General features: G+C 66.3%; 23 protein-coding genes and 2 pseudogenes. 8 read left to right on the top strand and 17 right to left on the bottom strand.

Features of this window, described 5'->3' with window-relative positions; genetic code table 11:
• Nucleotides 1–408: 408 nt before the first annotated feature.
• Together D1F64_RS06725 and D1F64_RS06730 are read right to left on the bottom strand one after the other, a co-directional pair.
• A complete protein-coding gene (locus D1F64_RS06725) occupies nucleotides 409–1104 on the bottom strand; it encodes a helix-turn-helix domain-containing protein (RefSeq protein WP_117411800.1) in 696 nt (231 codons plus the stop codon).
• A 91-nt stretch (nucleotides 1105–1195) separates the two neighbouring features.
• Nucleotides 1196–1327, bottom strand: a pseudogene (locus D1F64_RS06730) (transposase); the annotation flags it as partial.
• Nucleotides 1328–1604: 277 nt separating this feature from the next.
• On the opposite strand from D1F64_RS06730, the gene D1F64_RS06735 reads away from it, so the two are divergent.
• Nucleotides 1605–2534: a LysR family transcriptional regulator gene (locus D1F64_RS06735; RefSeq protein WP_162901363.1), complete on the top strand. Its 930-nt coding sequence runs from the start codon at nucleotides 1605–1607 to the stop codon at nucleotides 2532–2534.
• On the opposite strand, the gene D1F64_RS06740 is transcribed toward D1F64_RS06735, so the two are convergent.
• From D1F64_RS06740 to D1F64_RS06775, 7 genes are all read right to left on the bottom strand, one after another.
• Nucleotides 2531–3841 (bottom strand): lyase family protein, encoded by a 1311-nt coding sequence (locus tag D1F64_RS06740; protein ID WP_162901364.1) that lies wholly within the window; start codon nucleotides 3839–3841, stop codon nucleotides 2531–2533. The two genes, D1F64_RS06735 and D1F64_RS06740, sit on opposite strands and share 4 nt — an antisense overlap.
• Nucleotides 3838–5676 carry an ABC transporter ATP-binding protein gene (locus D1F64_RS06745; protein WP_117411803.1) on the bottom strand — a complete coding sequence of 613 codons (1839 nt, stop codon included), beginning with the start codon at nucleotides 5674–5676 and terminating at the stop codon, nucleotides 3838–3840. Before D1F64_RS06745 ends, D1F64_RS06740 begins: the two co-directional genes overlap by 4 nt.
• Nucleotides 5676–6584 carry an ABC transporter permease gene (locus tag D1F64_RS06750; protein ID WP_117411804.1) on the bottom strand — a complete coding sequence of 303 codons (909 nt, stop codon included), beginning with the start codon at nucleotides 6582–6584 and terminating at the stop codon, nucleotides 5676–5678. The genes D1F64_RS06745 and D1F64_RS06750 overlap by 1 nt, the downstream gene beginning before the upstream one ends.
• Nucleotides 6581–7498 carry an ABC transporter permease gene (locus D1F64_RS06755; protein WP_117411805.1) on the bottom strand — a complete coding sequence of 306 codons (918 nt, stop codon included), beginning with the start codon at nucleotides 7496–7498 and terminating at the stop codon, nucleotides 6581–6583. The genes D1F64_RS06750 and D1F64_RS06755 overlap by 4 nt, the downstream gene beginning before the upstream one ends.
• Before the next feature lie 49 nt (nucleotides 7499–7547).
• Nucleotides 7548–9074 (bottom strand): ABC transporter substrate-binding protein, encoded by a 1527-nt coding sequence (locus D1F64_RS06760; protein WP_117411806.1) that lies wholly within the window; start codon nucleotides 9072–9074, stop codon nucleotides 7548–7550.
• Between the two features lie 345 nt (nucleotides 9075–9419).
• On the bottom strand, nucleotides 9420–10121 hold the full coding sequence (locus tag D1F64_RS24340; protein ID WP_346432320.1) for a LysR substrate-binding domain-containing protein: 702 nt from the start codon (nucleotides 10119–10121) through the stop codon (nucleotides 9420–9422).
• Nucleotides 10030–10530 (bottom strand): LysR family transcriptional regulator, encoded by a 501-nt coding sequence (locus tag D1F64_RS06775; RefSeq protein ID WP_162901366.1) that lies wholly within the window; start codon nucleotides 10528–10530, stop codon nucleotides 10030–10032. Before D1F64_RS06775 ends, D1F64_RS24340 begins: the two co-directional genes overlap by 92 nt.
• Nucleotides 10531–10670: 140 nt before the next feature.
• Here D1F64_RS06775 and D1F64_RS06780 point away from each other — a divergent pair, with 140 nt between their 5' ends.
• On the top strand, nucleotides 10671–11963 hold the full coding sequence (locus tag D1F64_RS06780) for an MFS transporter (RefSeq protein WP_117411808.1): 1293 nt from the start codon (nucleotides 10671–10673) through the stop codon (nucleotides 11961–11963).
• A 122-nt stretch (nucleotides 11964–12085) separates the two neighbouring features.
• Here the strand turns inward: D1F64_RS06780 and D1F64_RS06785 are convergent, their stop codons facing one another.
• The 4 genes from D1F64_RS06785 to D1F64_RS06800 form a co-directional block, all read right to left on the bottom strand.
• Nucleotides 12086–12550: a hypothetical protein gene (locus D1F64_RS06785; RefSeq protein ID WP_117411809.1), complete on the bottom strand. Its 465-nt coding sequence runs from the start codon at nucleotides 12548–12550 to the stop codon at nucleotides 12086–12088.
• Between the two features lie 254 nt (nucleotides 12551–12804).
• Nucleotides 12805–14139, bottom strand: a complete 1335-nt coding sequence (locus tag D1F64_RS06790) for a hypothetical protein (protein WP_117411810.1) — start codon at nucleotides 14137–14139, stop codon at nucleotides 12805–12807.
• A gap of 10 nt (nucleotides 14140–14149) precedes the next feature.
• Nucleotides 14150–14434: a hypothetical protein gene (locus D1F64_RS06795; RefSeq protein ID WP_117411811.1), complete on the bottom strand. Its 285-nt coding sequence runs from the start codon at nucleotides 14432–14434 to the stop codon at nucleotides 14150–14152.
• 196 nt (nucleotides 14435–14630) lie between these two features.
• The gene (locus D1F64_RS06800) at nucleotides 14631–15302 is read right to left on the bottom strand and encodes a pseudouridine synthase (RefSeq protein WP_117414475.1); all 672 of its coding nucleotides are present in this window, start codon (nucleotides 15300–15302) and stop codon (nucleotides 14631–14633) included.
• Nucleotides 15303–15438: 136 nt separating this feature from the next.
• Between D1F64_RS06800 and D1F64_RS06805 the strand changes: the two genes are divergently transcribed.
• A complete protein-coding gene (locus tag D1F64_RS06805) occupies nucleotides 15439–16146 on the top strand; it encodes a hypothetical protein (protein WP_117411812.1) in 708 nt (235 codons plus the stop codon).
• 19 nt (nucleotides 16147–16165) lie between these two features.
• Here the strand turns inward: D1F64_RS06805 and D1F64_RS06810 are convergent, their stop codons facing one another.
• Entirely contained in the window at nucleotides 16166–16570 is a 405-nt protein-coding gene (locus D1F64_RS06810; RefSeq protein WP_117411813.1) for a DUF6481 family protein, read from the bottom strand.
• A gap of 501 nt (nucleotides 16571–17071) precedes the next feature.
• Between D1F64_RS06810 and rpsU the strand changes: the two genes are divergently transcribed.
• The 5 genes and pseudogenes from rpsU (at nucleotide 17072) to D1F64_RS06835 (ending at nucleotide 20555) form a co-directional block, all read left to right on the top strand.
• Nucleotides 17072–17323, top strand: a complete 252-nt coding sequence (gene rpsU / locus D1F64_RS06815; protein ID WP_117411814.1) for a 30S ribosomal protein S21 — start codon at nucleotides 17072–17074, stop codon at nucleotides 17321–17323.
• A gap of 247 nt (nucleotides 17324–17570) precedes the next feature.
• The gene (gene queE / locus D1F64_RS06820) at nucleotides 17571–18203 is read left to right on the top strand and encodes a 7-carboxy-7-deazaguanine synthase (protein ID WP_117411815.1); all 633 of its coding nucleotides are present in this window, start codon (nucleotides 17571–17573) and stop codon (nucleotides 18201–18203) included.
• Nucleotides 18200–18556: a 6-carboxytetrahydropterin synthase QueD gene (gene queD / locus D1F64_RS06825; RefSeq protein ID WP_117411816.1), complete on the top strand. Its 357-nt coding sequence runs from the start codon at nucleotides 18200–18202 to the stop codon at nucleotides 18554–18556. Before queE ends, queD begins: the two co-directional genes overlap by 4 nt.
• 3 nt (nucleotides 18557–18559) lie before the next feature.
• Nucleotides 18560–19273, top strand: coding sequence for a 7-cyano-7-deazaguanine synthase QueC (queC, locus tag D1F64_RS06830; protein ID WP_117411817.1), 714 nt, complete (start codon nucleotides 18560–18562; stop codon nucleotides 19271–19273).
• A gap of 311 nt (nucleotides 19274–19584) precedes the next feature.
• Nucleotides 19585–20555: pseudogene (locus D1F64_RS06835) on the top strand (IS110 family transposase).
• A gap of 66 nt (nucleotides 20556–20621) precedes the next feature.
• On the opposite strand, the gene D1F64_RS06840 reads toward D1F64_RS06835, so the two are convergent.
• From D1F64_RS06840 to D1F64_RS06850, 3 genes are all read right to left on the bottom strand, one after another.
• Nucleotides 20622–21530, bottom strand: coding sequence for an NAD(P)-dependent oxidoreductase (locus tag D1F64_RS06840; RefSeq protein ID WP_248304646.1), 909 nt, complete (start codon nucleotides 21528–21530; stop codon nucleotides 20622–20624).
• A complete protein-coding gene (locus tag D1F64_RS06845; protein WP_117411819.1) occupies nucleotides 21527–21913 on the bottom strand; it encodes a carboxymuconolactone decarboxylase family protein in 387 nt (128 codons plus the stop codon). The genes D1F64_RS06840 and D1F64_RS06845 overlap by 4 nt, the downstream gene beginning before the upstream one ends.
• Nucleotides 21914–22022: 109 nt before the next feature.
• Nucleotides 22023–23252 (bottom strand): acyl-CoA dehydrogenase family protein, encoded by a 1230-nt coding sequence (locus D1F64_RS06850; protein WP_117414476.1) that lies wholly within the window; start codon nucleotides 23250–23252, stop codon nucleotides 22023–22025.
• Nucleotides 23253–23600: the final 348 nt, after the last annotated feature.

The following is a 23600-nucleotide window of genomic DNA, read 5'->3' on the forward strand; positions in this document are numbered from 1 at the left end:
TCTTGGCCTGCGCTTCTCCAACTGTTTGGACGGTGCAATATGCCGCCTGCTCCCTGCACGTTGCCGCCGTTCATGTCCGGCGCAGCGAACTTCCGCTTCCCGCCCACCTGGGACCTTGTGCGGATCAGAACGAGCGACCGCTTTCGCGAGCGATCCGAGAGCTGATGAATGTCCAATTGGGGGGCGCTAAGCCGACCTTCGTCGCGTATCGCGCAAATGGCCGTGTCGGCCCGAAATCCGAAATGACTAGCATGACCCGTTCTTCGTAACAGGATCATTTGAACAGCTTTGTTGAGCGATCGAACTGCGGTTTCGGATAGTGGTCGCGTCGCGACTCCGCGCTGACGCAAAATATAAAATTCGAACGCCCTTTAGGGCTGCGATCTGAAGATTATCTGTGCCGGATAATTACACGCCAAACAACTCATTTATCGTCAGGACGCGCCGCATGGTGTGGACGTGCTCGATCGGGATCTCGATGGTCGCGGCCGGGTTGATCTGCTGAACAACAATGCGGTCTGCTGTCCGGCGGACAAATGTTTTGATGTAGGCCTGACTCGGATCGTCGTTCCAACGGCGGGTTTGAACGATCACCGTACAGCCGGGTTGAACCGGCCGATGAGGATGCACAAATCGCAGGACGCACGGCTTTTGCTCGGGCGATATGGAGTCGCCGGTGATGTAGATCGCGCATAGATCCTTGGCGTCGACAAGCACCGGCGGACGCCTGACGTGGTCGATCGGGCCGTTCGTCGAAAAGCTTTCAAAATCACCGTGGATCAATGACCCGGCCGCAGTTCCCATCACAGGAACATCGTTTCGCGTTGGCTGCGTTGCAGGAGATGGGCTGAAGTCTGCCGATTGGGTGAAACGATCCTGCTCGGCGTCGTGGCCGGTTAACAGCCAGCCTGGCGGCACGCGAAGAACGTCTGCCAAGCGTTCGAGCATGCTGCCGCGCGGCTTGCGATTTGGTTCTTGCGCAAGATTTCGTATCGCATCGCGGCTCAGGCCGGCCTGGACGGCAGCAGCCTCGCGGCTCAAGCCCAACTCCTTGAGACGCGCGTCGATGCGCAAAACGATTGGATTGTCGCCAAGTTCGGTCATGCGGTAAATTTTATTGATAAAGGGTTATGGTACCGCAATTGTGACCGCATAAACCTAAGAACACACATCCTCACAGTCGCCGGTGCCTACGCCTCAGCCACACGTTGAGCGAATGTGCACTCACGCCCAGGCGCTGCGACACCTCGGAAACCGGATCGCCCCGCTCGGTGATCTGACGCACCGCATCGCGCTTGAACTCTTCAGTGAAATTGGCTTTGCCAATATAGGCCTCATTGCCTCAAAATTGGGAAGGAAGGCGTCTAAAAATCTAGGGGCTATTCAATCCGGCGAAACCACAAGCGGACGTCCATGCCGATAATACCAAGGGTCCGATCCGCGCGATGCAGGGGTGTTTCTGATTAAACGCTCTCGGGCCTGGTCAATTCTTCCCTGGTGATATTAGCGTCAAGTGTTTTCCCATCGACAAGCAGGCCATCCTCCGGCGTGTTTGGGTTAACATGACAAACCAGAGCGACAACGGACCGGAGTGCTTGAGGCGGATGAACCTGCGCGCGCTACAACTTTTTCGTCAGATCGTGCTCGCCGGCACCTTGTCGGCCGCATCGGAGCGGCTGAACATGTCGACCTCCGCCGCAAGCAGGCTCTTGTCGCAATTGGAGCGGGACATCGGACTGGCGCTGTTTTCGCGCGGGCGCCGCCGGCTGGAACTCACCGAGCAGGGGGAGCAGTTTTACCGTCAGATCGCCAATACCCTGATCGGCATCGACGAAATTCCCCGGGTGTCCCAGGACATTCGGCAGCGGCCCAAGCAATGGCTTTCGGTGGTCACGGCGGCGCCGCTGGCCAATGGGCTCGCCGTTGCCGGGCTCGCCTGGCTCAAGGCCCATACGCCGGGTTTTCATTGCACCGTCCATGTCGAGAGCCGGTTCGAGATCGAAAGCAAGGTTGCCGCGCGCGGCTACAATCTGGGGCTGATCTCGCTGCCGGTGGAGAACGCGATCATCGACTTGCAGATCATTCCCTTCCTGCGGTCGCGGCTCTGCGTCCTGATGCCCGACACCCATGCCCTGACCGGCAAGGACGAGGTGACGATCCAGGATCTGGCGGGGCAGGACTTCGCCACGCTCGAGCCCGGCCAGCGCTGGCGGGCTCGCCTGGACGAGATCCTGGGTGCCGCCGGTCATGCGATCACCGCGCCGTTCGAGACCTCATCGACGCTGGTCACCATCGAGATGGTCCGCGCCGCGCTCGGAATCACTCTGATCGACCGAGTCTGCGCGCCACCTCTGCTGGGCGAGGGTCTGGTGCTGCGGCCGTTGCAGGGAGAGCACTGGATTACCTATGCGATCCTGCACCCGCCCGGTCCTCGCGCCCCGCTGGCGGAGCGTTTTCTCGATGCCATGTGCGATGCCATCGAGGAGTTGCGGACCCGCGAGCCGCAAGCCCGCCAACTCCTCCAGCTGATCTAGCCGGCTACGTTGAACCGGTCGGCCACGACGGTTGCCAGATCCGCCGCCGCCTGGGCGATGGACACGCTGTCGCCGAGATAACCGGCCGGATCGAGCGCGGCGGCGATCTCGGCTGCGCTGAGATGGGCGGTGATCGCCGGGTCGTCCGGCAGCGCCGCAGGCCCGCCGGCTTCCAGGGCGTGATGCACGATGTCATGCGCCTGCGCCCGCCCGGCGTGGGGCGCCAGGGCCATCATCAAGCTTTCTGATGTAATCGCGCCGCCGCTTTGCGCCAGGTTCCGCGCCATTCGGTCCGGACGCGGACTGAGACGCCGGAGGGAGTCCGCGAAGCCCTCGCTCAGCCGCCACGCCAGCGGGATCGCCGCGTCCAGAACCGAAGAGAGCAGGTGATTGGCGACGGCGTCTCCCTCGTGGCTCGACCGCCCGGTCTCCAGTGCTGGTCCCGCGAGGCCGCGCAGTTCCATCGCCTGCGCAATGGTGCGGACGACGAATTTCGGGTTGACCTTCTGCGGCATGGTGGACGATCCGACCGTGCCGTGATCCAGCATTTCGGCGAGTTCGCCGATTTCCTCGGACATCAGCGTATAGCACTCCGACATGATCCGTTCGATGGACATGGCCAGGAGCGCCAGTTGCAGCACGTATTCGGCGAACAGGTCATTCACCGACCGGCCGGGCACCAGCAATTCGCGCAGGCTGAGGTCGGCGGCGAGTTTGCGGTTCAGCGCGCGGCCTTGCCCGCCGAAGGCGTGCATCGCGCCGACGGCCCCACCGAATGGCAAGGCGAACAGCCTGCCGGCGGCGTCGGAAAGCCGGGCTTCGGACCGGTCCATTTCCTCGATCCAGCCGGCGATCTTGAATCCGAAGGTGATCGGCAGGGCGTGCTGCCGGTTGGTCCGGCCGGCCATCACGGTCTCGGCGCCTTCCGCCGCGAGCTGCCCCAGGCGCAGCGTGGCGCGCGCCAGATTTTCGCGGATCGCCCGGTCGGCCTGTCGCATCAGCAGAATGCGCCCGGTCTGCATCACGTTTTGGGTCGTCGCGCCCCAATGCACGTAGTCCCCGGCCTTCCCCGACGCCTTGCCCAGAAGCCGCGTCAGCGACAGGATCGGCGCCATGGTGATCTTGATGTCGCTGGCCAGGGCCTCGCGCCCCAGGGTGTCCAGGCGCGCCGCGTCGGTGATGGCCTCCGCCGCCCAGTCGGGAATGATGCCGAGATCGGCCTGCGCCCGCGCCAGCGCGGCCTCGACATCGAGCCAGGATTGCCAAAGCGTATCGCGCGCAAACAGGGTGTCGGGGGTGAGGGTCATTGCTGGGGCTCCTGTACCGATGCGACTGGGAGCCATTCGGGACGAAATTGGGGGGCGGCGGCGAGCAGGCTCGCCGTATACGCACTCGACGGCGTCTTGAGCACGGTTTCACAGGGGCCGTCTTCGACCAGTTCGCCGTCCAGCATCACCGCCACGCGGTCGGCGATCTGGTGCACCACGGCCATGTCGTGGGTGATGACCAGGCAACTGAGCCCCAGCTCGGCCTGCAGGTCGGTCAGCAGATTGAGAATCTGCGCCTGCACGGAAACATCGAGCGCCGAGGTGGGCTCGTCGCAGATCAGCGCCTGCGGCCGGGTGACCAGGGCCCGGGCGATGGCCACGCGCTGGCGCTGGCCGCCGGAGAGCTGCGACGGATAGGAATGCAGAAGGCGCGGCGGCAGGCGGACCATTTCCATGGCCTCGCGGGCCTTGGCCGCGCAGCTCGCCGCGTCGTCCGTGCCGCGGAGCACCAGGGGCCTTGCGATGATCTCGGCCAGGGTCCGGCGGGGGTTGAGCGACGAGTAGGGGTCCTGGAACACGGGTTGCACCAGACCGGCGCGCTCGAGCGGCGCCAGCTCGCCGACCGGACGCCCCAGCATGGTGACGCTGCCCGCGCTCGGCAGGGTCAGGCCGAGCATGATGCGGGCGAGTGTGGATTTCCCCGAGCCGCTTTCCCCCACGAGCGCAAGGGTTTCGCCGCGCTTCAGGCTCAGGCTGACGTCCTTGACCGCCACGATGGTGTGGCGCGGACCAAAAAGGCCCTTGCGCGAGGTGAAGACCTGCGTGACGTCGCGCGCCTCGATGACCGCTTCGTCATGTCCCGCCGCGATATGATCGGCGCGGCGCGGCGCGGCCGCAACGGCACCGGGGCGTTCGGCGTCGGTGAGCACGCAGCGGCGCCAGTGATCGGCGTCGCCCCGCTCGGGCGGGCGGCTCGTGACGCAGTCGGGCCGCGTGAAGCCGCAGCGCGGCGCGAAAACGCAGCCCCTGGGTTCCGTCGTCAGCGAGGGCACCGTGCCCGGGATCGCGCCCAGGCGGCGCGGCGGGCCGTCCATTCTGGGGATCGCGCCGAGCAGCGCCCGCGTATAGGGATGGCTGGGATCCGCCATGACGCTTGCGGCGCGCCCCTGTTCGACGATCTCGCCGCCATACATGACCGCGACACGGTCGGTCTGTTCGGCGACGACGGCCAAGTCATGGGTGATCAGGATCATCGCCATGTTCATTTCCCGGCGCAGTCCTGACAGCAGGTCGAGGATTTGCGCCTGCACGGTCACATCTAGCGCCGTTGTCGGCTCGTCGGCAATCAGCAGCTCCGGTTCCAGCATCAGCGCCAGCGCGATCATCACCCGCTGGCGCTGTCCGCCGGACAACTGGTGCGGGTATTGCGCCATGCGGGCCTTGGGCTGGGGGATGCCCACGCGATCGAGCAGGGCGAGGGCGCGCGATTGCGCCGCCTGCTGGCTCTGCCCGCCAAAGATCACCGCGGCCTCGGTCAACTGCCGCCCGATCGTGTAGACGGGGTTGAGCGAGGTCATGGGCTCCTGGAAGATCATCGCGATGCGGTGACCGAGATACTGCGCCGAGAAGGCCGCGTCCGAGAGCGCGCCGAGATCGGCGCCGTCGAAGCGGATGCTGCCGCTTGTCTCGGGACTGGCCGGCAACAGGCGCATCAGCGCCAGGGCCGTCATGCTCTTGCCCGAGCCGCTTTCGCCGACAATTCCCAAAGCCTCGCCGCGGTCGAGGCCGAGCGAGACGCCGCGCACGGCATGCAGGCGACCCGTCGGCACCGACAAGGAGACGGAAAGGTCTTCGATTTCGAGGAGTTTGCTCATCAGTTGCGCCCGTCCGGGGAGGTGATGTCGCGCAATCCGTCGCCCAGCAGGTTGGCGCCGATCACCAGCATGAACAGGCACATGCCGGGCAGCACCACGAGCCAGGGCCGATAGAACATGGCCTGCTTGCCCTCGGCGATCATGAGCCCCCACGAGGGCGTAGGAGGCTGGATGCCGACGCCGAGAAACGACAGCGAGGCCTCGGCCAGGATTGCGATGCCGAGCTCGAAGGTGAAGATGACGATGATTTGCGGGATCAGGTTCGGCAGGATCTCGTGCCAGATCAGCTGCAGCGGCGTGGCGCCGGACGCGCTGGCGGCGGCAACGAAATCGAGGTTGCGGATGCGCTGCGTGGCCGCGCGTGTCACCACCAGGTAGTAGGTCCAGTGCAGCACGCCGATGATGCCGATCACCACCCAGATCGAGGGCCCGATGATGAACACCAGCGCCATGGCCAGCAGCAGGCCGGGCAGGGCCAGTTGCGCCGTGAGCAGGAAGCTGACGGCGTGATCGATCCAGCCGCCGAAGTAGCCCGCCATGACGCCCAGCGTCACGCCGATCAGCAGGCCGATGGTGGCGGCGCCCAGTCCGATCGAGATCGAGATGCGGGCGCCGTAGATCAGCCGGCTCAGGTAGTCGCGCCCGTTCTGGTCCGTGCCCAGCAGGTGATCCCAGACGCCGCCGCTGCTCCACGCCGGCGGCAGCATGCGGCTGCTCAGAGACTGCGCGAAGGGATCATGCGGCGCCAGCAAAGGCGCGCAGAGGGCGATGATGGCAAGCGTGGCGATGATCGCCGCGCCCAGTAGGAAGCCCTTGTGCGACCTGGCCCGGCGGAGCATCAGTTCGCGTGGCGAGTAGGGCGCGGCTTCTTCGGGCTCGAGGGCGCCGACTGTGTCGATCTGCGTCATGCGATGCGGATCCTTGGATCGAGGGCGGCGTTGAGGATATCGGCCAGCAGGTTCATGGCCACGAAGACGATGGCGAAAACGAAGATCAGCATCTGCACGGTGGGAATGTCGGCGCCCAGAATGGACTCCAGCGCCAGCCGCCCCAGCCCGTTGATGGCGAAGATGCTTTCGGTGATCACCGAGCCGCCGAATTTCTGGCCCAGTTGAACCGCCAGCACCGAGATGACCGGCAGCAGGGCGTTGCGCAGCGCGTGCCGGCGCAGCAGTCCGATGCCGCGGAAACCCTTGGATCTGGCGGTGCGGATGTAGTCCGCGCCCATTACCTCGATCAGTCCGGTGCGGGTCAGGCGCATGACCGCCGGCACCGAAGAGGCGCCCAGGACAAAGGCCGGCAGGATGAAATGGCGCCAGCTATCGTCGCCCGAAATGGGCAGGATGGGCAGCATCACCCCCAACAGGATGATCATGATCAGCCCCAGCCAGAAGTTGGGCACGGCTTGCGCCGACACCGCGACGCCCAGCGCCATGCGGTCGATCCATGTATTGGGATTCAGCGCCGCCAGAGCGCCCAGCGGGATGGAGATCGCGATGGTCACCGCGAGCGCGGCCAGCGCCAGCGTGATGGTGACCCCGGCGCGTTCGGCCACGAGCTCGGCCACCGGCTTGTGCCAGTAGTAGCTTTCGCCGAAGTCGCCTTGCAACACGCCGCCCAGCCACCGCGCGTAGCGCACCGGGATCGGCTGATCGAGCCCGTAGCGGTCCCGGATCGTCTGCACGACTTCCTCGGTGGCATTCTCCCCTGCAATGGCCTGCGCGGGGTCGGTGGCGATGTTGAGCAGGAAGAAGGCCGCAAGCGAGACGGTGAAGGCCACCGCCAGGGCCAGAAGCCCGCGCAGCAGAATGTATTTCAGCATGTTGACGCCCTCCGGTGTGGGGCGGGCCGCCGGCCCGCCCCTTTGCCTGTTACTTCCAGCTGGAATTCTGCAGCCTGGGCAGGCCATCCGGATCCAGCGGGAAATCGAGATGGGGCGATACCAGATAGTTCGCGGAATAGGTGAACAGCGGCGCCCAATAGGCCTGCTCGGCGATCGTGCCCAGCGCCTTGGTATAGTCGGCCGCCCGCTCTTCCTGGTCATTGGTCTGCTCAGCCGCGAGCACGTCGGCCGCCAGCGCCTCGTCGCCGGACAGGTTGCGGTCCGTCTCCATCGAGAAATGGATCCGCGCGATTGCGGCGGTATCGGCGGTTCCGCCCGATCCCCAGGTGCCGATATAGGCGGGAATATCGTGCGCAGCGCGCGCCTGATTGAGCGATTCCAGTTTGACGTAGCGCAGATTGACGTTGATCCCGATCGCCGTCAGATCGGCCGAGACCGCTTCCGCGACGGGCTTGTCGCGATAGGCCCACAGCTCCAGATCGAAGCCCTCCGGATAGCCGGCTTCCGCCAGCAACGCCTTGGCCTTGGCGGGATCGTAGGGGTAGTCGCGCACCGACTGGTCGCAGCCGAATTGCGCCGGATGGCAGGCCGTGTGGATCGGCTCGGCCGAGCCGCCGATGAGGAACTTGGCCATTTCCGCCTTGTTCAGCGCATGGTTGATGGCCTGGCGCACCTTGACCTTGGTCAGCGGCCCTTTCGGATCCGTGTTGCCGGCGGCATCGAGCACCACGAAGGCAACGCGCAGGTCCGGGCCGCTCAGATGCGTCGCCAGCGGCGTGGCGCCCAGGCTCTCGGCCAGGTCCAGCGGCACCTTGAACATCCAGTCGATGCTGCCGTTCATCAACTCGGCCTGTTGCGTGCCGGTATCGGGCAGGTTGCGCACGACGATGGTCTTGATGGCCGGCTTGTCGCCGAAGAAATCCTCGAAACGCTCGAGCACCAGTTCCTGGCCGGGCTCGAAGCGGACGACCTTGTACGGGCCTGTGCCGATCAGCTTCTGGGCCATTGCGTCGCGGTTGATGGTGCCACCGGCGTCATAGGTCCCCGCCTTACGCAGCATGACGCGTTGCGCCATGTCGCGCAGCACCAGCGGATAAATGCTCTTGAGGTGAAACCGCACCGTGTCGGGGGCTGTGACTTCCGCATGTTCGAGCCAGCGGCCGATCGTGCCCGACGCGTTGGACTTGCTGTCGTCGCCGATGATCCAGTTGTAGGTATAGGCCACGTCTTCGGCGCTCAGTACCGAGCCGTCGTGAAACGTCACGTCGTCGCGCAGGGTGATGTCGAGCGTGGTTTCGTCGACGAAGGTGTAGCCCGTGGCGACGGCGGGGCGGTATTCCTGCGTGACCGGATCCAGATCGAAAAGGGTCGTGTCGGTCATCTGCGCAAGAATGATATACTCGCGCTTGGTGGTGTAATTGTAGTCGAGATTGAGGATTTCCTCGCTCATCGCCGCGCGCAGTGTGTCGTCATCCGGCCCTGCCATTGCGGGTACGGAAAACAGCGCGGCGGCCACCAGCGAGGGCCCCACGATCCGCTTCATGAAGTGCTTCATATCAACTCCTCCCAAGTTTGGAGGAACGATAGCCACGCGGTTCAAATGCGTATATTGCAATTAATGCAGCCAATGTTGCAAATATCACAAGTCAAAATTCGATCTGATAGACCGGCAAATAGATCCGCCGGCTACGGTCTCAGACACCGGTTCGCTTTGGCACCCCATCGGACAGCCATCGCGCGGGAGGTTCCCTAGAAAAAGCGCGATTGCTCTTTCCATCGGTTCAGCCCAGGCGGCGCCTTGTGAACCCGATTATCGCGGCTTGAGAACAAAACCGGGCGCCCGCCCATATACCGCCCGGAAACCCCGGAACAAACCGGGATGTTCCCGCGCTGTTCCGAATCAAAAACGGCGGTTTTCTGCGAAATTTGATGCGGTAAAGCTCGTTCGGGACGAGGGGGTCGCAAGTTCGAATCTTGCCACTCCGACCATTCTTTCCTTGGATTCAAGGCCTTCCCGAAGCCTGTTTCCCGATACCCGATACCCGATACCCGCGCCGCCGCCTCGACCGGGCATCCATGCCTGTCCTGTTTGGCCTGCGCCGCGCCAGGCGGTGGAGACGTAGCTCCGAGACGCGCATTCGGTGCGCAGCCAGTCGCAGAACAGCGAGATGTCGCCGCTCGGCTTGCGGTCGCTCGGCAGCACGAGGTGGTAGCGGAAGCCGGTCCTGATCATCGCGTTGTCCGCAAAGGGCGTCACCAGCCGGCCGGCCCGAATGTCGATGTCGGCGATCGCGCTGCTGACCAGCGCGACGCCGACCCCGGCGATCGCCGCATCCAGCGCCATCATCTCGCTGGTGAACCGGTGGCCCGTGTCGGCATCGGGATGCTCGATGTGCGCCGCCCGCAGCCACATCTCCCAGCTGGGCGCGGTGGATGCCAGCGCCGGCCAGTCCACATGCAGCAGCCGGTGGCGCCGCAGATCCTCCGGGCGCAGCGGACCGCCGCGCGGCTCAAGCAGCTTCGGGCTGCACACCGGAAAATACACGTCCTCGACCAGCGGCTCCACGTGCACGCCGGTATAGTCGCCGGGTCCGTAGCGGATGCCGACGTCCGCCCAGCCATCCTTGAAGTCCGTCAGCGCGTCGCGCATCAATGCGGATCTCGATGTCGGGATGGCGTTCGCGGAAATCCTCCAGACGCGGGATCAACCATTTCATGGAGAAGGAGGGCGGCGCGGTGACCACCAGCACGTCCTTCTTGCCGTGGTTCTTCATCGCGTCGCAGGCGGACTCCATGGTGCTCATGGCCGCCGTCAGCAGCGGCGCGGCGAGCATCCCCACTCGCGTGAACGTGAGCCCGCGCGGCGAGCGGTCGAACAGGCGGACCTCGTAATAGTCCTCGAGCTGGCGCATCTGCTGGCTGATCGCGGCGGGCGTCACGTTGAGCTCTTCCGCCGCGTTCTTGAAACTCATGTGCCGCGCGGCGGCTTCAAAAGCCCGCAGCCAGTTCAAGGGAGGCATGCCGCGCCGGGGGCGGAATTCTGGAGGCATTAGACAGACTTAACCCCACGCAACTTTATATCGTTTGTGAAAGAGGCGAACAAAAAGCACCAAGGGGAGTAGCTGCTGAACCCAAGGGAGCGACCGTTTCCATGTCCACGACAAACCCACGCACGCTGGACGCTTGCGATGGATCCATGAATTCGGAATGCCGCGAGGAACTGGATTTGCGAAAGGTCCGGCGCGGGGTCCTGATCGCGGGCATTACGAGTATTGTCGCCGCCGGATCCTATACGACCCTCGCCGGCCTCCTGACCACGGATCTCGTCGCCCGGCTCGGCTGGAGCGTGGGCTCCGTCGGCCCGGGAATCGGGCTCAACATGCTCCTCTACGGTCTGACCGCTCCCTTTTCGATCCATGCGATGCAGCGTTTCGGCATCGCCAGGGTCGCCAATGCCGCCCTCTTGATGCTTGTTTTCGGCAGCGGCATGGCGCTCGTGCCGCTGCCGCTGGTCTTCAACCTCGTGTGGGGCATTGTCATCGGCGTCGGCACCGGCTGCCTGACGATGGCCTACGGCAGCCTCATCGTCCGGACGTGGTTTCCCGACAGGCAGGGGACGATCTCGGGATATCTGGTTGCCGCGAGCGTCTTCGGGCAATTCGCGCTGCTGCCGGTCTGGTCCGAGGTGATGACCGCCTTCGGCTGGCGCGCGCCTCTCATCGGCTCGGCCGGGCTCGCGCTGCTGGCCATTCTTGTCAACGCCATTTTCCTGCGCGGCGCCGAGCCGGATGTCCCTTCCGCGCGCCAAAGGCGGGGCCGCGCGAGCATGACTGAAAGTCTGTTCAGCGGGTTGCTGGGGGCGGTCAGGACGCCGGTCTTCTGGGTTCTCGTGGCGCGGTTCATGATCTGCGGCGCGACGACCAACGGCATCATGTGGAGCCACTTCACGGTGGCGGCCAGCATCTGCGGGCTGACCGTGACGACCGCGTCCTGGGTTCTGCTGCTGATCGGCGTGTTCAACGTGGCCGGCACGACGGCGTCGGGGTGGCTGACGGACCGCATCGGGGTCCGGATCATCCTGGCGGTGGTCTTCGCCGCCCGGGCGCTGACGCTGCTGTCGCTGCCCTTCGTGCTCACCGGCGTCTTCGACGCGCGCATCGTCACCTTCGCCATCGTCTTCGGCATCATGGATGTCGCCACCGTGCCTCCGGTCATCGCGGTCTGCAACCGGGTCTTCGGCGAGGACGGGCCGTCGGTGTTCGGCTGGGTCAACACCTTCCACCAGCTCGGCGCCGGGCTGATGGCTTACTCCGGGAGCCTGCTGTGGCTCGAGTACGGCAGCTATAACCCGCTGTGGCTCACCTGCGGCACCCTGTGCCTGATCGCCGCCGGCATCGGCGTCGCCGGCCGATACCAGCCACGGCATGTGCCCGCGGCGCGCTGAGCGCCCGGACCGGCTGCGCGGGTCTGGCGCGCAAACAAAACCGCCTCCGGGCACAGGCTTGAAGGCGGTGTCGTCAGTCTTGCGCCGATGACGCGCCTTTGTGCCGGGGGTGCCCAGTCGTGTTACTGGCAGCTGCAGATGGCGGAGGAGGCGCAGGGCGGGGCTTCCGCCGCGACGCACATGCCCGAGGCCTTGCCCTGACCCGTGCACCAGGCGTTGCAGTCGAACAGATCGGGATGGCCGATGTCGTCGGTGTGCTTGTGCAGCTCTTCCGCGCCGGGATTGGATTCCACCAGAAGTCCGGCCTCGGTGCAGGCCTCGCCGAAGGTGCGGCCGCTGAGCGTGCCGTCTTCCGTGCGTCCGATGTGGCAGCCCGCGCTTCCCGGATCGACGCCGTCGGTGTCCGTCCACCACGAGGAGGTGCCCATGCCCGTCCAGTCGGTCGGCTTGAACTCGAATGTGCCTTGCGCGCCCGGCATGCCCTGGGCGCCGGCCGACGGGGCGCCGAGGTGTTCCTCGGTGGCGCTCGCGAGACCCGCGAAGGATCCGACCGCCAGGACCAGGGCCAGAATCCGGAGAACTGTCATGGATACTGCAAAAAGGGGTCTTAAGTAAGGTTTCATTCAGTATGACTCCTGCTTTATGGGTCGGAATATACGAATAAATACGGAGAAATTGACCTGAATGGAAAGTACATCTCAATTATCTATTGCGGTCAACTGTGATTTGTACTGGTGCAGGCGGGCGCGCGGCGCGGATGCTTCGTACCAGACCAGTGTGAGCGGACAAGGCCGGCCCTGCGATTGACGTGCGTGTGGTACCGCGGCGCGAGCCGGGGCGGCTAGCGCGGCGGCCGCGTGCAGGTCTCGAAGACGCCGTCCACCGGGTCACGCGTGGCACAGAGGATGCCGCCCCACTGATACCCCGTCCGGTTTCCGTTGAAGCGAATGAGGAACCACGGATAGCCGTTCATCATGACGCCTGTATCCTCGAGCAGCAGCACCGGCGCGCCCTCGGCGAGCGAGCCGACCTGCTCGTAGTTCATGCCGGGGCCGCCGCGCACCTTGCCGCCCCAGGAGCCGGCCGCGACGGGGAAGCCGCCAGCCGGATCGTCGCCGCCGTGGGGCGGCGGAATCGCGCCGCCGGCCCGTGCCGGCTGCTCGCCCGGGCGCCAGCCGCCGAGCAGGAAGACCGCGCCATTGTCGCCCCGGTAGCGGGAACTGGCGATCAGCAGCTCGCGGTCGAGGATCATCGCCGAGCGCGGTTCGAACGGGCCGGTGGACAGATGAATGGTGCGTTGAAGCTGCAGGTCATCGGCGGAAAACACCCAGACCGTGCCGCTCTCGCCGACCGCCACCACGTGGCCGTCGTCGGCCGTCATCTCGGCGATCCGCTCGGACAGCGCGGCGCGGGCGACCTCGGTTCGGGTCGCCGGGTCGAACATCACGACGAGGCCGCGGCTGTTGTCGTCATCGACGCGGCCGCCGGCGTAGACGGCGCGGGAATTGGCGGCGATGGCCCAGAAGGAGGCGCCAGGCACGTCGAGCTCGACGCTGCGCATCGTCTGCTTGTCGACGAGGGTCAGCGCGGGGACGCGGGCGTGGGCCACCCAGACGTCGGAGCCGTGGGTGGTCAGAGCCTGCCCCCACTCCGCCAGCACGGCGGAGTGCGCCATCCCGCCGGAGCGGGCGTGCACACGCGTCACGCGGCTGGAGACCGAGCTGCACTCGGGCATGGTCAGCGCGAAGAGATCGTCGCCGTCCAGCCTCATGGCTTCGGGGCAGCCGGAAAACGTCGCCAGCACGCTGTCGCGGCCGCGCGGGTCGATGCGGCGGATCAGCTTGTCGGTGTTGACCATGGCGTAGACGGTGCCGTCGCCGGCGGACGCCATGTCGACGGGCAGGCGTCCGATTCGGACCCGGTCGGCCACGCGGCCGCGCGGCAGGTCGATGCGGGCGATGGTGCGCTGGCCGCTCTCCGCTGCCCACAGCCACTGGCCGTCGTAGGCGAGGCCCTCGGCCCATTTGCCCAGCTCAATGACGCGCGGTTGCAGTGTCACCGTGTCCGCCGGATCGGGATCGGGCACGGGCGGCTCGGGCTGCGAAGAGGGGACGTCCAGCCCCGTGCCTTCGCCACAGCCGCTGTCGGGGCCCCGTCGCCTGGGCGGAAGCCGCATTCCAGCACCATCACCTGAATTTCGAGGGCCGGGGGATGCCGGGCCGGCGGGGGATCCGGTCGGCGGCATCGCGGCAGGCGCGCGCGGCGGTGTCGATGGCATCCTGAATGCCGACATTGCGCGGCACCCGGCCGACCTCGCGCTCCAGGCACATGACGTAGTCGATCACGGCCGGATCCTGCGACGACGTCACATAGCGCGCATCGTCCGCGCCATAGGGCGCCGCGTGGGCCAGTCCGCCCGGAACAAGGAAGAGCGCGCAAGCGGCGGCGGCGCGAAACAGGCCAGGTGTCATGAAACGATCCTCTTGTCGGGCATCGGCGGGAGCGAACCCTGAAAAACGCGCCGGCGCGCTCCGCCGGCATCCCCGGTCACATCCGCGCGCCGACGGAAGGGAGCGGCGCGTGCATTCAGAAACATTGACGCAGATACAAGGCTCTGACGGCCCGCAATGCAACCGCTTTTGGCGCCAAACCATGACCTGGGCAGCTTCAGAAGGGACAGGTCTCGGTGAAGGTGCACGGCCGGCCGCCGGTGGGATGGCGAAAGCTCAGGCTTTCGGCGTGGAGCTGCAGCCGCCCCGCTGCGTTGAGCGCGGCATCGGGGGCATAGAGCGCGTCACCGAGCATCGGATGGCCGAGGGAGGCCATGTGCACGCGAAGCTGGTGCGTGCGGCCGGTGTGCGGGCTCAGCAGCATCCGGGTGACGCCGCCTTCGCGCGCCAGCACGCTCCAGCGGGTCAGCGCCGGGCGGCCGCGCTCGTGGTTGATGGTCTGCTTGGGCCGGTTCGGCCAGTCGGAGCACAGCGGTCGGTCGACTTCGCCTTCGTCTTCCGCAACGTCGCCCCAGACGCGCGCCACATAGCGCTTGCCGATCATCCGCCGCTCGAACTGCAGTCCCAGATGCCGGTGCGCCGCGCGGTTGAGCGCGAAAACCATGACGCCGGAGGTGTCGCAGTCCAGCCGGTGCACCATGGTGGCCGTGGAGTACATTTCGCGCGCCCGCGCCTCCAGGCAATCGGCATGGTCCATCGCCTTGCCGGGCGCCGACAGAAGTCCGCTGGGCTTGGCCAGCACCAGAAGATCGTCGTCGCGATGCAGCACGCACAGCCGTGGCTCGGCGGGCGGATCGTAGACGAAGGGGCGGGGCGGGGTGTTGAGCATGGCGTTGCTGTACCGCCATTGCGCGAAGGCCGTCAATCGGCGGCCGAATTCGCATCCGCATCGCATCCGGCGCCCATTGCGCGTTCAGGTGCGCTATAGAGGGCGCAGACACCCTGCCTATTGCTACGAGCGGCCCATGATTCCCTGGATTCACCTCGATACCGCGACGGCGCCGGACGGCGAGGAACTGCGGCTGAAGCGGCGCGGCGACGAGTTCTCCATCATGCTGGGCTCAAACGAGCTGATGAACAGCCGGCTCAGCGGTTCCGAGGAGGCGCTGGCGACGATGTCCTGCGACCGGCTGGGGGCTTCGGTCTTGAAGGACGGTCCACGGCTGCTGATCGGCGGGCTCGGCATGGGATTCACCTTGCGCGCGGCTCTCGATGCCGCCGGTGACAAGGCGCGGGTGACGGTGGCGGAACTGGTGCCCGCGGTCGTCGGCTGGGCGCGCGGCGCCATGGCGCCGGTGTTCGGCGATTGTCTCGAGGATCCCCGCGTGCGTGTCCACGTCGGTGACGTTGGCGCGCTGATTCGGGATGGCAAGGGCGCCTACGACGCGATTGTGCTGGATGTCGACAACGGCCCGGACGGGCTGACGCGGGCGTCCAATGACCGGCTGTACGCGATGGAGGGGCTGTTGGCGGCGCGCGCGGCTCTGCGGCCCGGCGGCATGCTGGCCGTCTGGTCGTCAGGCCCGGACCGGGCATTCGCCCAGCGGCTGAAGAAGGCGGGATTCGCGGTCGAGGAGGTTACGGTGCGCGCCAACAAGGCAAAGCGCGGCGCGCGCCATGTGATCTGGTTCGCAAGCCCCGGCGGCGCGGGGACGTCCCGCGCCGGCCGGTAGGCATTCCGGGTGCTTCCGCCTAGCGCTTCTGGCGCGCCTTGCGCGCGGCGTATTTGCGGTCGCGTTCGGCCTTGCGTTCTTCTTCGTTGATCACGACGCTCTGGATCAGCTTCTTCTTCGCGGCTTCGCGCTCGTCGGCTTCGGCGCGCAGGGCGGCTTCGGCTTCTTCCTTGGCGCGCGCTTCGGCTTCCGCGACCGCGTTGGCTTCGGCCTCCAGCCGGTCGGCCTTTTCCTTCTTGAGGCGCAGGCGCTCGGCCTGGCGCTCTTCGCGCGCCGCCGCAACGGCTTCGCGTTCCTGGCGCTTGGCAATCATTTCAGGATCGTCCGCCTTCGGCGCGGATTTGAATTTCTTGAGAAGCTCCTGTTTGGCTTCGTCCGCTGATTTGCGACGGTCTGAAAAGCCAGCTACGATCGTTTGCTTCATACTAGAGTGAGTCCTCGTGCGTGTTGAAGTCAGTGCCGTTTGTGTCGTTCGCGGTAATCGCGCCCGACTGAATGGTGTCGCCCGACGAAGTGTGGGGTGATGATACGGGGCGGCCGTTCGTCCGGCCGCTCGACGGCAATACGCCATGCGCCGCACCGCTCATGTACCCCATCGGGCGCGCAGAAACAATGATGCGGCTTTGTCGCATTCGGCTTTATGGCGATGCGCGGCGGCGCGGGGCAGGTCCCTGGCCCTCATTCGCGAGACCGCCGGCGTGCCGGCAATCGGCGGCGTGGTGCGGGTTTGGCGCGGTTCAGCGGCCGAAAATTCCCTGTGTTGGCCGTATCCCGGCGGAAAAGGCGAAAAAAGCCCGGGGCAAGGGGTGCATTTGGCGAAAAAGTTGATATTGTGCGCCTCCCATGGGTCAGCCATCCTGGCCATCAACAGATTGCCTTCCGTCGTCCGATGCGACGGGGCGCACACACTTAATCAGGTGAGCAATTGCAGGTTCTCGTTCGCGACAACAATGTCGACCAGGCTCTTCGGGTACTGAAGAAAAAGTTGCAGCGTGAAGGTCTCTTCCGCGAAATGAAAGCACGGCGCGCTTATGAGAAGCCGTCGGAGAAGCGTTGCCGTGAAAAGGGCGAAGCCGTCCGCCGCGCCCGCAAGGCTGCGCGCAAGCTCGCTCAGCGTGAAGGCCTGATTCCGGGCCCGAAGAAGAAGCCGGAAGTCGCTCCCCGCAGCCGCGGCTGAGGCTCCTGGCCTGATCCCGCTGCCCGCGCTTGTTCTTTAGAGCAGGCGGGCGCGTTCGGGCCACCGTCTTTCTGAAAAGATCAAACGACCTGCGAGCGGATTGTCCTGTCCGCGCGCGGGTTGTTGCCGTTTGCGCGGCCGCGGCTTGTGCGCTACTGCGTCTTGCGCCGGATCATCGGATCCGGGGATGACGCAAGGCCGAACCGCAGCGGGCCGCCTCCGTCCAACCAACTGCTGAGAGACGATCGTGAGCTACGCGGTCAAGGAAATCTTCAAGACCCTGCAAGGCGAGGGCGCCCAGGCGGGCCGCGCGGCAGTGTTCTGCCGTTTTGCCGGCTGCAACCTGTGGTCGGGCCGCGAGCAGGACCGCGCCACCGCCGTCTGCCGGTTCTGTGATACCGATTTCATCGGTACGGACGGCGAGGGCGGCGGCAAGTTCCGCGACGCGGCGGCGCTGGTCGCGGCGATCGCCGAGGCCTGGGGCGACGATCCGAACAACCGCTTCATCGTGTTCACCGGCGGAGAGCCGCTGCTGCAGATCGACGACGCGCTTCTGGCCGCGGCGCACGCCTGTGGGTTCGAATGTGCGGTGGAGACCAACGGCACGATCGCCCCTCCCGAGGCGCTCGACTGGGTCTGCGTCAGTCCCAAGGATGGCGCCGATCTGGTGGCCACGCGCGGGCACGAGCTGAAGCTCGTGTTTCCGCAGCCCGGACTGATGCCCGAGGCCGTGGCGCATCTCGATTTCAAGACGTTCTGGCTGCAGCCGATGGACGGCCCGGACGTGGCGCAGAACACCGCCGCCGCGGTTGCCTATTGCATGGCGCATCCGCGCTGGCGGCTCAGCCTGCAAACGCACAAGCTGATCGGAATTCCATGAAGATTACCCAGGCCTTCACTTTCGAGGCGGCGCACCGGCTGCCGAAGGTGCCTCAGACCCATCGCTGCCACCGCATGCACGGCCATTCCTACCGGGTCGAGCTGGTGCTGGACGGCCCTGTCGATCCCGAGACCGGATTCGTGGTGGATTTCTTCGACGTGGAGGCGGCTTTCGGTCCGCTGCTGCTGCGGCTCGACCACTATTGCCTCAACGAGGTGGAGGGGCTGGAAAACCCGACCGCGGAGAACATCGCCGTGTGGATCTGGCAGCGTACGAAACCGCTTCTGCCGCTGCTGAGCGCCGTGCGCGTGTTTGAGACCGCCGACTGCTGGGCGGAATACGAGGGCGATTGATCGATGAGCGCGACACAGGCTGATTTGGACAAGGCGCTGGTGCTGTTTTCCGGCGGACAGGATTCCGCCACCTGTCTGGCCTGGGCGCTGGAACGCTACGCCCATGTGGAGACGCTCGGCTTCGACTACGGCCAGCGCCACGTGGTGGAACTGGCGTGCCGGGCGACCTTGCGTGACCGCTTTGCCGCCCTCAAGCCCGAATGGGCGCAGCGGCTGGGCGAGGATCACACGATCGATCTGTCCGCGCTGGGCGCGGTCTCCGACACGGCGCTGACCCGCGACGTCGAGATCGCCATGGCGGAAGGCGGGCTGCCCAACACCTTCGTGCCCGGACGAAACCTCATGTTCCTGACCTTCGCCGCCGCGCTCGCCTACCGGCGCGGCATCAAGCACATCGTCACCGGCGTCTGCGAGACCGACTATTCCGGCTATCCCGATTGCCGCGACGACACCATCAAGGCGCTGCAGGTGGCGCTGAACCTGGGCATGGAAAGCCGCTTCGTGCTGCACACGCCCTTGATGTGGATCGACAAGGCGCGGACCTGGAGGCTCGCCGAGGATCTGGGCGGCACGCCGCTGGTGGAGACCATCGTCGAGCACAGTCACAGCTGCTACATGGGCACCCGCGACACGCTGCACCCCTGGGGCTACGGCTGCGGCGCATGCCCCGCCTGCGAGCTGCGCGCCAAGGGGTTTGCGGCCCACGCAGCCGGGTAGGCGCGTGGGGTTTTGCCCCTTCGGTCATCCTCAACGACTGACGGCCCGATCACCTCTCCCATGGGGAGAGAAGTCGAGCGGCACGCCCGGGTGAGGGGAGCAGGGTTCTCCGCAACCCCGAATGATCGCAACCCCTTGCATGTTGTTTCCAGCGCAAATCGGCGATGATTTGTGCTGGCCGCGTGCGGATGGCCATCCGCACGCGGCCGGATCGACGGGGCCGCGATCCCCTTGGTCAAGACCCGCGGGTGAGCCTGGTCCGCCGATCCCTTTGCGCCTGTTCTGAACAGATGATTGGGAGCCAGACCCGCATGCAAGGCCAGATCCAGCCGCAAACACCCGGCGCACAGCCAGTCTACGTCGGCATCGACGTCTGTAAAGACCATCTCGACATCCACCTGCATCCCCTCGGGCACGGCCTGAGGCTCGCCAACGACCGCGACGGCGTGAGCCGGCTGAAGCGGCTGCTGGCCCGACACGACGTCGCGCGCGTCGTGCTGGAGCCGACGGCCAGCTACCATCGGCTCGTCCACCGCTCGCTGGCCCAGGCCGGCTGGCCGGTGGCGGTCGTCAACCCGCTGCGCGCGCGGCTGTTCGCCGAAGTCCTCGGCAGCCGCGCCAAGACCGACCGCGTCGACGCGAAAATGCTGGCGATCCTCGGCGCGACGCTGGCCCCCCAGGCCACGCCGCCGGCGCCCGAAGCGCTCGAGGACCTGCGGGAGCTGGTGCATGCGCGCGCCGCCGCGACCCAGGAGCGCACCGCGCTCGCCAACCGGCTGACGGCCAGCCACGTCGCCGTCCTCAAGGCCGAGCTCAGGCGGCGGCTGGCCGGCCTCGACAGGCACATCGCGCGGCTGGCCCGCGAGATCGGGCGCCGCATCACCGACGATCCGGGGCTGGCGCGGCGCCAGGCCATCCTCACCTCGATCCCCGGCATCGGCGCCACCGTCGCCGCCGTGCTGATCGCCGACATGTCCGAGCTCGGCCAGCTCGACCGCCACGCCTGCGCCAGCCTGGCCGGCGTCGCCCCCTCGCCAACGACAGCGGCGACATCCGGGGGCCGCGCCACATCAGGGGCGGCCGCGCCATGCCCCGCCGCGCGCTCTATTGGGCAGCGCTGTCCGCCGCCAGGTACAATCCCGACCTCGCCGCCTTCTACAAACGCCTGCGCGACAACGCCAAAAAACCCAAGGTCGCCCTCACCGCCGTCATGCGAAAGCTCATCATCCTCGCCAACACCCTGCTCAAGGAGGACAGACTGTGGACCCCAAAATACACTTGACCTGAAACACAGATGCTCACCCCGACCCTCTCCCTGAGGGAGAGGGGGCGGATACGGCGGGTTTGGTTATCCTTTCGCGGCGTGCTCCCACGCCTTGATCGCCTCTGTGTGGTCCTTGTCGCCGCCCACCGCGTCGCGCGCCATGAGCCACTGCGAGGACGTCTGCCGCATCAAGGGCACGTCAAGCCCGATGCCTTCCGCGAGGTCGGCGGCGATCTTCACGTCCTTGGCGAGCAGCGCAAGCGCGAAGCCGGAGGCGAAGTCGCCGGTCAGCACCTGGGACTTGATGGTGCTCTCGGTGGAGAAGTTGCGCCCCGTTGACACATTCATGATGTCGATCATCACGGACGGGTCGAGCCCGAAATCCTGCCCCACGATCAGCGCTTCGCTGGCTGCGGCGAAACCGGCCGCGGCAACGAAATTGTTCAGCGCCTTCATGGCGTGGCCGGAGCCGAGCGGGCCGGTCTCGAACAGCTTGGCGCCCATGGCGTTGAGCACCGGCACGGCGCGGGCGACGGCGGCGGGATCGTCGGCGCCGATCATGATCGCGAGCGATCCGTCGATGGCGCGCGGCACGCCGCCCGATACCGGCGCGTCGATCAGCGCGACGCCGCGCCGCGCCAGTTGCGCGCCGAGCTCCCGCGTGCCCAGCGGGTCGGAGGAGCTCATGTCGATGACCAGCGATCCGGGCTGCAGGTCCTCGACCAGGCCGCGGCCCTCCAGCAGCACGGAGCGCACGATCTGTCCCGTCGGCAGCATGGTGACGACGATGTCCGACGCGGCGCCCAGCTCGGCCTGTGTTGCGGCGGCGGTCCCGCCGTGCTCGGCCGCGAAGGCCTTTGCGGCTTCCGGATTGGTGTCGTGCACGGTGACGGCAAAGCCGGCGCGCACGAGATTGGCCGCCATCGGCCCGCCCATGTTGCCGATGCCGATGAAGCCGACGCGGGTGGTGTTGTTTTCCGAACCCATGGTCATTCCAGCCCCAGTTCCTTGAGCACCTCGGTGGCCGCGCGATAGCCGTCGACGCAGGCGGGCACGCCGCAATAGATCATCGAGTGGACGAGGATCTCGCGGATTTCGTCCTTGGTGACGCCGTTCTCAAGGCCGCCGCGCACGTGGATCTTGATCTCGTGCGGCCGGCCCAGCGCGATGAGCATTGCCAGCGTGATCATGGATTTCGTCTTGCGGTCGAGGCCGGGACGATCCCACACCTCGCCGAAGCAGTAGCGCGTGACCATGTCCTGCAGCGGCCATGTGAAGTCCGTGGCGTTGTCGGTCTGCTGCTCGGCGCCCGCCGATCCGAACATCTCGCGGCGTATCTCGAGCCCGCGTTCGAACGTTGCGTCCTTGTCTGCCATTGATTCCCCGGGTTGGCGCCGGATCAACGTCCGGCTTGAGACGGTTGTGACGGTGCATGTGATCATCGGCCCGTCGTTCGCGCGGGCCGTGGAAACGAAGACGCGCGGTTCAGGCGTTGGCCTCGCGGATGCGTTTGAGCTCCGCGCGCGCCACCTGACGGCGGTGCACGGCGTCGGGTCCGTCGGCGAAGCGCAGGGTGCGCAGTTGCATCCACATGGCGGCCAGCGGCGTGTCCTGGGAGATCCCCATACCGCCGTGCATCTGGATCGCCTCGTCGACGACCTTCAAGGCCATGCGCGGGGCGGCCACCTTGATCTGGCTGATCAAGGCTTGCGCCTCGCGCACGCCTTGCGTGTCCATGGCGTGCGCCGCGCGCAGGCACAGGAGCCGCGTCTGGTCGATGTCGATGCGGCATTCCGCGATGATGTCGTGATTGGCGCCGAGATCCGTGAGCGGCTTGCCGAAGGCGGTGCGGTCCAGCGCGCGGCGGCACATCAGATCCAGCGCGCGCTCCGCCTGGCCGATGGCGCGCATGCAATGATGGATGCGGCCGGGCCCGAGCCGCCCCTGCGCCACCTCGAAGCCGCGGCCTTCGCCGAGGATCAGGTTTTCCGCCGGCACCCGCACATCGGTGAAGCGGATATGCATGTGGCCGTGCGGCGCGTCGTCATGACCGAACACCTCCATCGGCCGCAGCACCTCGATGCCCGGCGTGCCGGCGGGGACGAAGAACTGCGAGTGACGGGCGTGTTTGGCGCCGCCGGGATCGGTGCAGGTCATGACGATGTAGATTTCGCAGCGCGGATCGCCGGCGCCCGACGCCCACCATTTCTCGCCGTTGAGCACCCAGGTGTCGCCGTCGCGATGCGCCCGCATGGCGATGTTGGTGGCGTCCGACGACGCGACGTCCGGCTCCGTCATCAGGTAGGCGGAGCGGATCTCGCCGTCGAGCAGGGGCTTCAGCCAGCGCTGCTTGTGTTCGGGCGTGCCGTAGCGCTCGATCACCTCCATGTTGCCGGTGTCCGGCGCCGAGCAGTTGAAGACCTCCGCCGCGATCCGCGCCCATCCGGTCTGTTCCGCGATATAGGCGTATTCGACGGTGGTGAGGCCGAAGCCGCGTGTCGAATCCGTCAGCCAGAAATTCCAAAGGCCCCGTTCGCGCGCCTTGGCCTTCAGGCTTTCCAGGATCTCGCTCTGGCGTGCGGTGAAGACAAACCGGTCGCCGGCCTTGCCGATCTCCGTGTGATACTCCACGTCGAGCGGCATGATCTCCTCGCGCACCATGGCGCGCACGGCGGCGACCAGTGGCGCGACGCGGTCGCTCATTCCCAGATCCATCGAGCCGTTCATATGGTCTCCCCCGCCCATGGGAATCATCCATTTGAATGATCGTTGGGGAAAGCCTATTGCGCGCGTCGCATGCAGCGCAAGCATTGCCGGGTCTCACCCCGTGAGGCAGGCTTCTCAACGGCCGCGCGGCCTCTGGCGGATTGCGTGCCGCCGTCCGCATCTTACATGTAATATCATCCGGTTCCGCATAGCCCATAGGCACTATTTCCCGTGTGCGGGGCATTGGTTACGATCACGGCCAGTCAGGCGTCCGCAAGAGGCGTTTGCAGGGGATTCTGGCGGTTGCACACGGGTACCCGGACGCCGCCGCAAAGCCCCGATAGCAGAAACAAGCCT

Source organism: Breoghania sp. L-A4, from assembly GCF_003432385.1.
Classification (GTDB): domain Bacteria; phylum Pseudomonadota; class Alphaproteobacteria; order Rhizobiales; family Stappiaceae; genus Breoghania.